This is a genomic window from Vibrio maerlii (assembly GCF_003415655.1).
GTDB lineage: Bacteria > Pseudomonadota > Gammaproteobacteria > Enterobacterales > Vibrionaceae > Vibrio > Vibrio maerlii.
On record NZ_QRHC01000002.1, the window covers coordinates 133,530 to 146,069 of the forward strand.

General features: G+C 43.3%; 13 protein-coding genes and 1 pseudogene. 10 read left to right on the top strand and 4 right to left on the bottom strand.

Translation table 11 applies throughout. The features are described from left to right. Positions 1 to 11 precede the first annotated feature (11 nt). From siaM to DPF91_RS01525, 3 genes are all read right to left on the bottom strand, one after another. Positions 12 to 1,295, bottom strand: a complete 1,284-nt coding sequence (gene siaM / locus DPF91_RS01515) for a sialic acid TRAP transporter large permease SiaM (protein WP_117232671.1) — start codon at positions 1,293 to 1,295, stop codon at positions 12 to 14. An 8-nt stretch (positions 1,296 to 1,303) separates the two neighbouring features. Further along, positions 1,304 to 1,813: a TRAP transporter small permease gene (locus DPF91_RS01520; RefSeq protein ID WP_164683983.1), complete on the bottom strand. Its 510-nt coding sequence runs from the start codon at positions 1,811 to 1,813 to the stop codon at positions 1,304 to 1,306. A gap of 66 nt (positions 1,814 to 1,879) precedes the next feature. Continuing rightward, on the bottom strand, positions 1,880 to 2,845 hold the full coding sequence (locus DPF91_RS01525; protein ID WP_117232673.1) for a sialic acid TRAP transporter substrate-binding protein SiaP: 966 nt from the start codon (positions 2,843 to 2,845) through the stop codon (positions 1,880 to 1,882). 249 nt (positions 2,846 to 3,094) lie between these two features. Here DPF91_RS01525 and DPF91_RS01530 point away from each other — a divergent pair. The 4 genes and pseudogenes from DPF91_RS01530 (at position 3,095) to DPF91_RS01545 (ending at position 6,738) form a co-directional block, all read left to right on the top strand. Next, positions 3,095 to 3,804 (top strand): annotated as a pseudogene (locus DPF91_RS01530) (putative N-acetylmannosamine-6-phosphate 2-epimerase). Then, positions 3,792 to 4,655, top strand: coding sequence for an N-acetylmannosamine kinase (locus DPF91_RS01535; protein WP_117232675.1), 864 nt, complete (start codon positions 3,792 to 3,794; stop codon positions 4,653 to 4,655). The pseudogene DPF91_RS01530 and the gene DPF91_RS01535 overlap by 13 nt, the downstream one beginning before the upstream one ends. A 3-nt stretch (positions 4,656 to 4,658) precedes the next feature. Beyond that, entirely contained in the window at positions 4,659 to 5,789 is a 1,131-nt protein-coding gene (gene nagA / locus DPF91_RS01540) for an N-acetylglucosamine-6-phosphate deacetylase (RefSeq protein WP_117232676.1), read from the top strand. A 112-nt stretch (positions 5,790 to 5,901) separates the two neighbouring features. Further along, the gene (locus tag DPF91_RS01545) at positions 5,902 to 6,738 is read left to right on the top strand and encodes a LysR family transcriptional regulator (RefSeq protein WP_117232677.1); all 837 of its coding nucleotides are present in this window, start codon (positions 5,902 to 5,904) and stop codon (positions 6,736 to 6,738) included. Positions 6,739 to 6,762: 24 nt separating this feature from the next. On the opposite strand, the gene DPF91_RS01550 is transcribed toward DPF91_RS01545, so the two are convergent. Next, positions 6,763 to 7,446: a hypothetical protein gene (locus tag DPF91_RS01550; RefSeq protein ID WP_117232678.1), complete on the bottom strand. Its 684-nt coding sequence runs from the start codon at positions 7,444 to 7,446 to the stop codon at positions 6,763 to 6,765. Between the two features lie 267 nt (positions 7,447 to 7,713). Between DPF91_RS01550 and DPF91_RS01555 the strand changes: the two genes are divergently transcribed. From DPF91_RS01555 to DPF91_RS01580, 6 genes are all read left to right on the top strand, one after another. Then, on the top strand, positions 7,714 to 8,535 hold the full coding sequence (locus DPF91_RS01555; protein ID WP_117232679.1) for a helix-turn-helix domain-containing protein: 822 nt from the start codon (positions 7,714 to 7,716) through the stop codon (positions 8,533 to 8,535). Positions 8,536 to 8,624: 89 nt separating this feature from the next. Beyond that, positions 8,625 to 9,206: a GNAT family N-acetyltransferase gene (locus tag DPF91_RS01560; RefSeq protein ID WP_117232680.1), complete on the top strand. Its 582-nt coding sequence runs from the start codon at positions 8,625 to 8,627 to the stop codon at positions 9,204 to 9,206. Between the two features lie 91 nt (positions 9,207 to 9,297). After that, positions 9,298 to 9,648, top strand: a complete 351-nt coding sequence (locus DPF91_RS01565) for a DUF3147 family protein (RefSeq protein WP_117232681.1) — start codon at positions 9,298 to 9,300, stop codon at positions 9,646 to 9,648. Positions 9,649 to 9,780: 132 nt separating this feature from the next. Further along, positions 9,781 to 10,503 carry a DUF1007 family protein gene (locus DPF91_RS01570; protein ID WP_117232682.1) on the top strand — a complete coding sequence of 241 codons (723 nt, stop codon included), beginning with the start codon at positions 9,781 to 9,783 and terminating at the stop codon, positions 10,501 to 10,503. A 67-nt stretch (positions 10,504 to 10,570) separates the two neighbouring features. After that, positions 10,571 to 11,617, top strand: a complete 1,047-nt coding sequence (locus DPF91_RS01575) for a nickel/cobalt transporter (RefSeq protein WP_117232683.1) — start codon at positions 10,571 to 10,573, stop codon at positions 11,615 to 11,617. A 163-nt stretch (positions 11,618 to 11,780) separates the two neighbouring features. Further along, a complete protein-coding gene (locus DPF91_RS01580) occupies positions 11,781 to 12,413 on the top strand; it encodes an SDR family NAD(P)-dependent oxidoreductase (RefSeq protein ID WP_117232684.1) in 633 nt (210 codons plus the stop codon). Positions 12,414 to 12,540: the final 127 nt, after the last annotated feature.

Genomic DNA, 12,540 nt, shown 5'->3' on the forward strand with positions numbered 1-12,540 from the left:
TTATTATCTTTTTACTGCCCATATCCTAGGAATAACTCTGGAAGGAACAGGGTGAATTGTGGGAATACAGCAACCAGTGCGAGTACAACAAACAGAGGTACTAACAGAGGAATCACGCCTCGAGTCAATACATGGAATGGAATGTCACCAACTCGTGATACAACATACAAAGCCATACCCATAGGTGGCGTTAAGATACCGATCATAAGATTGAGAATGGCCATAACACCAAAGTGAACAGGGTCAATCCCTACCGCCGCTGCTACTGGAACCAAGAAAGGAACCAACAAAAGCAGCAATGCAAGCGACTCAATGAATGTACCTAGGAATAGAAGTAGTAAGTTGATTAGCAACAGCAACACCAATGGATTTTCACTGATCGTTAAGAAGTAATCAGCAAGCATCTGTGGCAGTTGTTCTCGAGCAACGATCCAGCCGAAGACTGTTACACCCATTACCATCAATGCAACAACCGCTGTTGTGTTTACCGTCTCTTTTAAGATTTCAACAAAGCCACTTAGAGTAAGTTGTTTATATACAACCGTACCTAAAAACAAAGCGTAGAGAGATGACACGACTGCAGCTTCAGTCGGAGTGAACTTACCTGAAAAAATACCGCCAATAATGATGACCGGAGTAAGGAGTGATAAGAATGCTTCTTTGAACGACGTAAACTGTTCCTTGCGAGTCGCGCGAGGCAAGGTCATGTAACCGCGCTTTTTACAGATGAAATAACTCATTGTCATCAGTGCAACACAGCACAACAAACCAGGGACAGCGCCAGCCAAAAATAAAGCGCCGATGGATGTATTGGACACGACACCATAAATGACCAAAGGAACTGAAGGGGGAACTAAAGGACCTATGATACAAGAGGCAGCAGTCAAACCACCGGCAAAATCATCGTGATACTTTGCATCACGCATAGATTTGATTTCTAACTGCCCAAGACCACCAGCATCAGCTAGAGCAGACCCAGACATTCCAGAAAACAGTAGGCTAGCCATAATATTTACGTGGCCAAGGCTGCCCGTAATATGGCCCACCATTGATTTAGCAAAATTAAATATTCTTTCAGTAATGCCAGCACTGTTCATCAAGTGACCGGTCAAAACAAAAAACGGAACCGCTAGAAGCGTAAAATTATCAATACCGCCTAGCATTTGCTGAGCAGCAAAGTTAATACCTGTACTGTTGGTTATGAGTAAGAACACCAACGCTACAAAAATAAGTGAAAAGCCAACAGGCATACCTGCAAACAGCAGTCCTAGCCAGCCAAAAATTGAACCTGCCATGGTAATCCCTACCTCTGAACCATTTGAGAGTCCGATGCGCTTGCATCGTTAGAGCCATTAAAGAGTTGCTTTGATATTCCAAACATTTTTTCGAGCTGGCGGAACACCATGAAAACGCCACCAATAGGTAGGCTATAGTTCATCCAACTACTGGAAACACCGAGGGTAATCAACTCAAAGAAAGCCGTTCTTTGAACATGTTGGTAGCCGAGGTAAATAATGGCAAAGATTGAAAATAACACCGCGAGTTCCAGAGATAGAACCAGGCACAATCGTACCTTTTCGGGTAATTTATCCGAGAAAAAAGTGATATTTACATGGGTATTTCGTTTGATAGCAATCGCACAGCCAATTAGCGACATGTACATAAACAAAACTCGTGCGAGTTCTTCACTCCATAACGAAGGGTCATTGAGTAGCCAACGTGTACCTATCTGCCAAGTCAAGACGACCAACAACGCAGCCATTAGCGGGACCGTTAGAATCTCTTCTAGATTATCTATGATTTTTTTAAACATCTTGAGCTCCAGGACTGGCCTAATCAGGCCAGTCCAAAGTTAGAAATAGACTTATATGTCTACTCTCTACATCGCCGATAGCTTCTTAACTACAGGCTCACCAATCTTGTCTTCAAACTCTGCGTATAGCGGCTGCATTGCGTCACGGAATGGTGCGAGATCTGGGTAAGTCACATTAACACCCTCTTTTTCAAAGAAAGAGACCAGCTCTGCTTCTTGTTTCTTAACCGATGCAGTGTGCGCCTCACCCGCTTTAGCTACCGCTTTAGAGACAATATCTTGTTCTTCTTTAGAGAGCTTCTGCCAAGTCGTTTCGGAGATGATGACCATTTGATCGTTGACAATATGATTCGTCATCGCCAAATTGCCTTGGACCTCATAGAACTTCATAGTTTTAATGGTAGGAAGTGGGTTTTCTTGACCGTCAACGGCGTTGGTTTGTAGAGCAAGGTAAACCTCAGAGAAAGCCATAGGGGTTGGAGCAGCACCTGATAGCTTCGCGTAGTTTAGATTCGGTTTTGCGTTTGGTACTCGAAGCTTAAGACCTTTGAAGTCTTCAATGTTATTTAGAGGGCGGTTAGAAGTTGTTTCTCGCGTACCATTATACCAAGTGTCCAATGCTCGCCAATTAAAATTAGTCAGCATCTCTTCACGGATACCTTGGCCAAATTCTGAATCGAACATGCGGCGTAAGTGTTCAAAATCACGAGCAACATAAGGTAGGGTGACCGCTTCTGCTCTTGGGATCCACAATCCCATACGGCCAAATTCAGCGTAGGTAATATCAAGGTCTCCCAAGCTCAACTGTTGCAGCATCGCACGGTCATCACCCAGTTGTGCACTTGGATACAGTGCAAGCTTAAGCTCACCTTTACTCATCTCATCAATGGTATCCGCAAGTAGTTTTGCTGATGTGTATTCCACAGAGCCTACAGATGCTTGCATGCCCATTTTTAAGGTTGTTTCAGCGTTCACAGAGACTGCACATCCAAGAGTCAGCATAGCGATAGTAAGTTTATTGATGGCGTTCATATTATTCCCTTTCTATTCGATTTTTATCTTGTTTCACTGATTTAAAAAAAACTTTTATTTTGTTTGAAAAAAATCTTCGTTATGGATTATTATTGCGGTGAAGATTATTTTCAAACCTACTTTTAACAAAATGTGATCGCGGACAAAAATTCGCCAACATTATCAATTGGCATACTGATTAGACGAATTGTGGTGGTCTTGGACTGACTACCATTCCGCAGTTCAACGCTTGATTTATGGGGTCCAAACGTGAAAACAAAAAATTTAAGTATCAGTGAGTTAAAGGCATCTTTATCAGGGCAAACTGTTGTATCAATTCAACCTGTTGTAGGCAGCCCTTTAGAAAAAACCGAGTTTATCGTCGCAATGGCTATGGCTGCCGAGCAAGCCGGAGCTAAGGCGCTGCGTATCGAGGGTGCAGACAATGTTTCTGCTGTTTCTGCCGCAGTAAGTGTACCAATTATCGGTATCGTGAAACGTGACTTAACGGGCAGTCCGGTACGCATCACCCCTTACGCGAGTGACGTTGATGCACTTGCTAATGCAGGAGCAACCATCATCGCTTTCGATGCCACCGATAGAGAAAGGCCTGAAACCAGGGAACGCATCGCTCAAACGATTAAGAACTCAGGTTGTTACGCAATGGCAGATAGTTCTTGTTTTGAAGATGGCCTTTGGGCACATGAGCAAGGTGTAGAGATCATAGGGTCTACCCTATCCGGTTATGTGGGGGGAGATGAACCTACTGAACCAGATTTGGAACTTGTTAAACAGTTTTCACAAGCTGGCTTCTTTACAATGGCAGAAGGACGCTATAACACCCCTGAGTTAGCTGCCGAAGCAATAAAAGCAGGAGCAACAGCAGTAACCGTTGGTTCTGCCATTACGCGTTTGGAAATCGTGACAGGCTGGTTTAACTCAGCAACACAAGCTGTAGAGGTAGGAAATGCGCATACTAGCCATTGATATCGGAGGGACAAAGATAGCTATCGGGCTCGTAGATAATGGTTCGCTGCTAGAACGAGTACAAATAGCTACGCCTTGTGTTCAAAGCGCTGAACAGTTTGCTCAAGTTCTCTTAGAATACACGAAAGATTGGATGTCGGGAGTTGAGGCTATTGGTGTATCAACAACTGGCCTAGTCAGTAAAGAAGGTATCTCTGCAATAAATCCAGATACTCTCTCTTTTCCAACCCCTTTCCCGCTTGCCCAAGCACTTGAAGCCGCAACTGACAAGCCGGTAAAAATGCTCAATGATGCTCAAGCTGCCGCTTGGTATGAGTTCGTACAACTGGACGAACCTAGGGCTAATATGGCATTCATTACGGTTTCTACCGGTGTGGGTGGAGGAATCATCATAGATGGAAAACTGCACCAAGGCTCTTCAGGACTCGCAGGACATATAGGACATACATCAATTAATCCTAATGGCCCCATATGTGGATGTGGTCAAACAGGGTGTGTTGAGGCTATTGCTTCTGGCACTGCTATCCAAAAGCTGAGCTCCGAGACGATGATCCCGCAGTTAAGTAATATTGAATTATTCGAACAAGCCAACATCAACTCAGAAGCGGAAAGAATCATCAACCGCAGTGCCATTGCTATTGCAACTCTGTGCTGCAATCTGAGAGCAACGCTTGACTTGGATACGGTTGTTCTAGGTGGTGGTATTGGTTTAGCAAAAGGCTATCTCCGAAGAGTAAATCAAGCGATTCAATCAAAGCCGCGACCTTTTAGAGTGAATGTGGTCGCCGCCAAGGGCGACTATGACGCTTGCTTACTTGGTGCAGCGCATCAGTTCGAGGAATAAAGAATGACATTCAAAGCTATTTCAGCGAGTCGAATCTTTGATGGACAAGATTATCACGTCAATGCAGCCTTGGTTTGGAAAGATGACACTATTCACTCGATCGTCCCCATTAGCGATTTGGGAGCCAACATTGAAGTCGAGCACTTCTCAGACGCGTTGATCTGCCCAGGCTTTATAGATCTTCAAGTTAATGGTGGTGGCGGTGTCATGTTCAATAACGACATAACACCTAGTGGCATTAGTACAATTTGCTCAGCTCATCGAAAGCATGGTACTGCTCATTTGTTGCCTACTTTGATCAGCTCCACACCAGCAAATATACAGCAAGCATTAAACGCTACAGAGCATGGTCTTCAAGATAAAGAGCCTGGTTTACTTGGGATCCATTTGGAAGGCCCTTGGCTCAACAAAAATAAAAAAGGGGCGCATGACTCTAATCTATTCTATGCACCTACAATCAAGGAGTTAGAGTTATTTCATTGGCCATCTCAGGCTCCGATATTAGTTACCGCAGCCGTGGAGAAGCTAGAGATAGAAACGCTACAATGGCTTCTAGAAAAGAGCGTCACCATCTCTTGTGGTCATAGTAATGCAACGTCTGCACAACTATACGATAAGCTGAGTTATATCAATGGATTCACTCATTTATTTAATGCCATGTCACCGCTAGAGGGTCGTGAACCAGGAGTCGTTGGAGCAGCGCTGAATTCCGACAGTGCTTGGTGCTCAATCATCACCGACGGTATACATGTGCATCCGCAAAACGTTCTATTGAGTTACAAGTCTAAACCTAAAGGAAAATTGATAATCGTTACTGACGCAATGGCAACAGTTGGCAGTGAGCAGCTGAGTTTTGAGCTCGATGGAGAAGAAATCAGCGTTAAAGATAATAAACTGGTTAACAGCAATGGTAGCCTCGCTGGCGCTCATATCGGTATGGATGACTCTATAGCCAACGTAATTAGTTGGGGCATTCCTGAAAATGAAGCGCTAAGAATGGCTTCTACTTATCCAGCTGAAGCGATTAAGCAGATGAATCTTGGAAAGCTCCACACAGGTTATCGAGCATCCGCCACGATATTAAACAGTAACTACAAGACTCAAAGTGTCTTGGTCGATGGCATCTTGTATTAATCCCTCAAATACAAAGCTCGATACATTTTCTATCGGGCTATCTCTTCCTTCTAATGGTCATTAAACCGTTAATCATGCTATGTTTCTAATAGTCTGAACATAGGGAAGAAATATGAGAGATCTTAACGCATTACAAGTTTTCCTCACACTAATGCAAACCCATTCAACCCAACGAGCGGCGTTGAAATTGGGGCGCTCTCAATCCTATGTTTCAAAAGTCTTGGCTCAGCTTCGAGAGGATCTGGATGACCCCTTGTTTGTTCGAAGTGTCGAGGGGCTTTCCCCGACCTCGTATGCCCTCAGTATCGAACCCAAGCTCAGAGATGCGTTTGATCAAGTGAACCTTGCACTGAATCCAGAAGAGTTCGACCCTAAGCAAGTCGATAAAGTCACCCTGCACATCGTAGAACCCTATCTGATTGCTATTGGCAAACAGATCATTGAAACTCTGAGGCAAGAAACCGACGCCATTATTGAAATGCGTATTTGGAGTAAGCTCAGTGAAAACTTAATAGAGAATGAAGAAGTTGATCTTGGCCTGCATATTCTCACAGACCGCTCTCAAGTGTTTTATCAGAGAAAATTACATAACGGTTCTGGATTCTTAGATGGGAATAGAAATGGGGAATATGTGAAGTTTCTGATTTCCGGAGTAAACGACTACACCAATCATTTTCAAGTTTTAGACGATACGATCGAGCCAACTCTATATGTAGATAACTATGCTTTGATGAATCAGCTCATGGAAACTTGCTACACCTTAAGATATGCCCCTCACCACGAAGACTCTCAAGCTACAGAGCTTAATCTGGAAGTCGCTATGGTCTTGAAGTCATCAAGAAGAAACTCTCCAAAAATGAAATGGCTACAATCTGTCATTGAACCCATCGTTAACGACTTAGTTGGAAAATGGAATGCCGAGAACAAAGGAAAAGTACACTTAGGGTAACAAAAGTACTTTCCCTCAATGAATCTATTGAAATTCGTAGGTGTAAGACGCACCTACGCTGTTGTTCTCACCAAAATCATCCTCAGCAAGAATGCCAAAAAAGTTAAACGACTGCGCATCAGAGATCTTGTAGCTTGCACCAGCACCACCCCAATAGCCAGAGTAGTCATCAGAACCCATCGAGCCACCAGCAAACGTCATCATTGACCATTTGTCAGTGAGTGGTTTAAGAGCAAAAGCACCCACATAACCACCATGAGTTGAAGTTGGCATCATGATGTAATCATTACTCACAGAGCTATCATCAAATACCGCTATTTCACCATCATTGTAGCTATACCCAGCCATCGGGAAGATCTGCCATCCCATAGGTTCAATACCAAAGTAACTCAGTGGAACAAACGTACCAATACTGTAGTTATTGCGATAAGCATCATTATCAAAATCGGTGCGGCTGAAGTTAAAATTCACAATACCCATTGGTAGAAGCCATGAACCACCCACGCGCCACTCATCAGCATCAGCGCTGATACGAGCATTGATCATTCTTGCTTCATCTAAGCCAATCGAGCCAGAAAATTTTACTTCATCGTTGTACGCAATCCCTGCTTTGGTAACAATTTTGGTTGGATCCTCGTGGTGCTTTTCCTCAGCAACAAGTGTTGAAGACGCCAAAAGAGACAGAATAAGCACAGATAGTTTGCGCATGTTTTACCTTATAAGTTGCATTAATTTGAGTAAATACTCTCGGAGCCTGGTAGGTTAGCGAAAAACGCCCTAACTATTTGGAATAACAATTATTCCAAATAGGGTTTTGATTATTAAGAGAACAATTACTGCAAATAACAAAGCGATACGCACTTCAGGTAATGTGGAAACGACATAAGTTCCGATCGCTTAACTTTCAATAACTTCTCTCCATCCGCAATAGATATTGCTACTATTCTAGGTAATGGAAACAGCGAGTAAAGAAGCATGATTGCCTGGAAACAATCCTTACCAGGGTACGAATGGTTAGTCCACCAAGTTTGGTATTTAGAGGTGACGGAAGGAGAAGTCATTGAGCCCAAGCCACATCTTATTCCAAATCCAAGAGCACACCTTTTATTTACACCACCTAAGCAAACCTACAGCTACAACAACGGCAGCGAGGTTTTAAAGGGCAAAGGAAATCACCTGCTCACAGCCAACGAAAACCTGCTGCTACTTGAAGATGAAGCGCCGCTAAAGCGCATTGGTATCACCTTTCGTCCTGAGGCCCTAAGCCTTTTAACCTCTCAATACCAACCTAATCGATGTGGCTGGTACTCATGGTTAGATGAGATGTTTAGTGAAAACTTTCAAGCACAGCTTTGGAAAGATATAAACTCAGAAGTGCTAATCACAACTTTACAGAATCACTTCACGCAATTAGGTATTGAGCCAGCACCAGACAGAGTTTTTAAAAACGTTCAGCAAGCCGTTTCTCTGATGGACCAATCACCTCAAGAACTGCCGGAAATTGATTTCATCGCAAAGCAGTGTGCCTGTTCACGAAGAACCCTAGAGCGCAACTTCAAACAAGTTATAGGACTCAGCCTCAAAAAATACCAACAAATGCTGCGACTCGAGCAAGTCATACTGTCTCTGTATGCACAGCAACACGACATCGATTGGGCAGCGTTCTCTCACCAATTTGGCTTTAGCGATCAATCTCATCTCATTCGAACACTCAAGCAGTTGCTCAAAAAGACGCCTGCGGGTTACTTAAAGCATAGAGACCTGACTATTGATATCTATGGGGATTTTGAGCCCTAACCCTGTGATTATTCAAATTGTCGCAAATATTCAATTCTTCCCTAGATAGCTCAAGTAAGATTGCCCACAATTAACGAGGTAAACAAACAATGTCATACACAAAACTAAAACAAGGCAAAGCAATCCCATTTGGCGAAGACCTGACTATCGCCCTTATTCAGCCAAACGATTTACAAAACATCATTGAGATGTTCGATGATAACCGAGTAAACACCTACCTATTCTTTGCTCCAGCAGATGAGAGTTTATACCAAGGTTTCTTAAGCCCAATCATTGAAAACACCCAGCAAGCCATCAAAGATGGCGAGTGGCCTGATAACCCAACGTTTGTTATCCGTGACCTACACGGCAAATACATGGGAATGACAGCCGTGACTCAAGTGATGTTCCTTCGGGGTAATTATGAAGTCGGATACCAGCTACCAGTATGTGCATGGGGTAAAGGTATCGCGACACGTTCATGCCAGATGATGATGGATATCGGTTTTAACGAACTTGGCGCTCATAAGATTAGTGCAGATTGTTACGCGGGGAATGTCGGTTCTCATAAGACACTTGAGAAATGTGGTTTTAGCCAAGAAGGACGTCAAAAAGACTACTTCAAGATGGATCATGGCTTTGATGATAAGCTTTATTACGGCATGACTAAGGTTCAATTTTTAGCACTTTAACCGACGTATTCATCGCTAAAAGTGACGACAAATCCATGACATAACAAGACTTTATTCAACTAGACTAATAATGTTTAGATAGGAGGTGGTTATGTTATGGGTAGCAATTAAATACTTAACTACGGCTGCTATCGTGGTTCTGATATCAGAAGTTGCTAAGCGAAGTGACAAGCTTGGAGCTCTGGTAGCCGCATTACCGACGGTCACCATCCTTGCTTTGATTTGGATGTATATCGACGGCCAAGGAAGTAAAAAGCTCTCCAATCATGCTTTTTTCACGTTCTGGTATGTGCTCCCTACACTCCCTATGTTTCTCGCGTTTCCTTTTCTATTAAGTAAGTACTCTTTTTGGCTTACTCTTGGGATCTGCTGCATCATTTCAATAGTGTGTTTCGGCGTGGTCAGCCTAATCACCAAACATTTCGGGATTCATTTGATTTAAGCATCGCCATGCCAACCATTACTTTTCCTAACAATAAACCTCTACCCTGCATATTTTAGGTCTTGAGTTAGCTACACCTCGCAGCTTACTTAATGTTATATTTTAACATTAAGTAAAAAACCGAATCCTAGCATGACTCTACTATCGCCGAACCCCTTTCGACTACTTAGTCACTTCACACGACCGCTACGCAATACTCTTGCCACTCACCTATTTCGTGATATCGCATTGAGTGTGCCCATTGTAATTCTCTCGCTGAGTTTTGCATATAAAAGTCATGCCCACCCTCACTCTTGGATAGATATCAAAACCGAAATAGAGGGAGAAAACGGATTAATAACAGGTTTCGATATGGAGTGGAGCTTCGATGCGATGACCTCTGCTTATATGCTTGATGGTGAAAACATAACACAAGAAAACGAAGAAGCGGTTTTTCAAGGCCTTGCTGCATCCGTTATTGAGAACATGCTTTATGAGCACTACTTCACTTATTTTTATGACGGTGAAGAGCCTATTCGATACAAAGTGGTTGAAGATGCTAAGTTTACTCGTGATCGCGCAAAACTTGTTCTGAGCTTTCACCTACCATTATCTAAACCCAAGCCAATAACCCGAGACTCCTTACGATTACTCATTTTCGACCCGAGTTATTACGTCGATATGGCTTGGCAATCTAAGACTGATGTCGTTCTCTCAACAGAACTCGCTAAACAGTGCGGTTTAAAACTTATTGAACCAAACCCAACGCCAGAGCAAATGAGTTATGCCATGTCTTTACCTGCAGATGCTGACCCAGACAATACGCTAGGTCAGCTATTTACTCAGTCGATAGACATCCACTGTGCCGCTTTGTAATGTTCAGTTTCAAATATCTCGCACCACCATTACTACGTACAAACCAAATTGGACATAAGTACAAAACATGAAAAACGCTCAGCTTAACACTCACCATTACTTAATCATGCTTTGTGCCTTGCTATTGATTGGCCTGGGACTTTATCAGTTGTGGTTAATGTGGCCTTCACTAGTTCTAACAAGCATTCAATGGCAGAGAGAGGTCAACTCTGAACTCGCCGACTTACTTTACGAGACAACCGAAAACCCATGGGTTGCCGGTAGTTACCTGATTGGTTTTAGTTTTGTCTACGGCATGCTTCATTCTCTTGGCCCTGGACACGGAAAAGTCATCGTATCCACCTATCTCGCCACTCACCCAGCAAAAGCAAAAGCGAGTTTAGTTCTGACCATTGTTTCAGCCTTAGCCCAAGCGCTCGTGGCTATTACTCTGGTGAGCGTTCTAATATGGGGATTCAGTGCATCAATGCGTGTTGTCAATGAGAAAGCAAACTCATTTGTCATGTTAAGCTTTGCCCTTGTTGCGGTGATGGGTGCATGGATTTGTTGGAAAGCACTCAAGCAAATTTTTCAATCAATGCGCCAAGAAAAGCTCAAGGTGAAAAACCTTACCCCAATTTCTGCCCAATCCTCACTATCTGCGCCTGCGATAACGTTCCAATCAGCAGCAATTGGGAGTATTAAGCATACTCATCATTCACATGCAGATTGTGGTTGTGGGCATAAACACGTCGCAGATGCAGATGCAATCAACCAAGCCAATTCACTAAAAGAATACGCCGGCTTAATTATGTCTATCGGATTGAGACCGTGCACGGGTGCTGTCATGGTCTTACTTTTTGCAAATGTGGTTGGCATTTATTGGATGGGCGTTCTTAGTGCGTTAGCAATGGCAGTAGGCACCGCATTAACAACATCCATCATCGCGATGATGACGTTAACGGGTAAACATCTAGTGAAACGATATTTAGCCATGGGAAATAAAAAGAGTTCAGCTTCATTAAAGATAGCTGGACAATACTTACAACTGTTTGGGGGAGTTTTACTTCTCATTCTCGGCGCTCTTTTAATGCAAGGGCAAGATGCGGGCATGTCACCTGTTTTCTCCCTTTAGGCTTGACTAAAGCCCTAAAATTGAGGGCATTTACCTTTTCTTACAAATAATCCTCACATTCAAGGTAATGATATTCATTATCATTGAGTTAGTTGATCTAACGTAAGATTTCTTTGTTCAAGCACTTTTAACCTCATGAGGTAAATCTATCTTAGAGGTTAATATGCAAAAAATCGTAATTTGGGGTGCTGCAAGTGGATTAGGTGCAGCTATGGTCGAATACTTCCATGCTCAATGCTATGAGGTTATCGCGGTCGCGCGAAACCCAAGTAAGAACCCCAAAATCGAGGAGTACAAACTCGCATCTTTCAGTTGCGATGCCACAGACAAAGCCCAAGTTGAGCAAGTGGTGTCTCAATTGCCTGAAGGTGCTATATCAATATCAACAATGGGAAGTTTTAGAGCCGATGTTCCTGTTGACTATATTGGTCACCGTCATCTCATCGATGCATTAGAGATAAATGGCCTAAATCGATTCTTGTTAGTGACATCGCTTGGTTGTGGCGATACATGGAAGTACTTATCCGAAGCTGCACGCAAGGGGTTTGGAGCAGCGGTACGAGAAAAATCTTTGGCTGAAGCTTGGTTGACGTCTAGCTCGCTGGACTACACGATCCTTCGCCCTGGTGGCTTAAAAAATGGTAACGTCAGCCACAGCGGTCAATTATCACAACACGAGGAAGTTCATGGCGTCATCGCTCGCTCAGAAGTGGCTCGTTTGGCCGAATCCCTCATTCAAAGCAAAGAGAGTATTGGTCAGATTTATGCGTGTGTGGATCCCAAGCTGAATTCGTAAACATAGTTATTTTGTCGCCTATAGTTCTAAGGCTCTTACATTTTTGTAAACTAGAGGTCTGATACTTAGGGTCTGTTGACCTTTCGAGCTGGTTTTTGCAGCAGTTTGTGGGAAATTTCTACAAGGC

Excerpts from the sequence above, each read along its gene's own strand:
- siaM (WP_117232671.1), bottom strand. The coding sequence starts at position 1,295 with ATGGCAGGTTCAATTTTTGGCTGGCTAGGACTGCTGTTTGCAGGTATG.
- DPF91_RS01520 (WP_164683983.1), bottom strand. The coding sequence starts at position 1,813 with ATGTTTAAAAAAATCATAGATAATCTAGAAGAGATTCTAACGGTCCCG.
- DPF91_RS01525 (WP_117232673.1), bottom strand. The coding sequence starts at position 2,845 with ATGAACGCCATCAATAAACTTACTATCGCTATGCTGACTCTTGGATGT.
- DPF91_RS01535 (WP_117232675.1), top strand. The coding sequence starts at position 3,792 with ATGCGCATACTAGCCATTGATATCGGAGGGACAAAGATAGCTATCGGG.
- nagA (WP_117232676.1), top strand. The coding sequence starts at position 4,659 with ATGACATTCAAAGCTATTTCAGCGAGTCGAATCTTTGATGGACAAGAT.
- DPF91_RS01545 (WP_117232677.1), top strand. The coding sequence starts at position 5,902 with ATGAGAGATCTTAACGCATTACAAGTTTTCCTCACACTAATGCAAACC.
- DPF91_RS01550 (WP_117232678.1), bottom strand. The coding sequence starts at position 7,446 with ATGCGCAAACTATCTGTGCTTATTCTGTCTCTTTTGGCGTCTTCAACA.
- DPF91_RS01555 (WP_117232679.1), top strand. The coding sequence starts at position 7,714 with ATGATTGCCTGGAAACAATCCTTACCAGGGTACGAATGGTTAGTCCAC.
- DPF91_RS01560 (WP_117232680.1), top strand. The coding sequence starts at position 8,625 with ATGTCATACACAAAACTAAAACAAGGCAAAGCAATCCCATTTGGCGAA.
- DPF91_RS01565 (WP_117232681.1), top strand. The coding sequence starts at position 9,298 with ATGTTATGGGTAGCAATTAAATACTTAACTACGGCTGCTATCGTGGTT.
- DPF91_RS01570 (WP_117232682.1), top strand. The coding sequence starts at position 9,781 with ATGACTCTACTATCGCCGAACCCCTTTCGACTACTTAGTCACTTCACA.
- DPF91_RS01575 (WP_117232683.1), top strand. The coding sequence starts at position 10,571 with ATGAAAAACGCTCAGCTTAACACTCACCATTACTTAATCATGCTTTGT.
- DPF91_RS01580 (WP_117232684.1), top strand. The coding sequence starts at position 11,781 with ATGCAAAAAATCGTAATTTGGGGTGCTGCAAGTGGATTAGGTGCAGCT.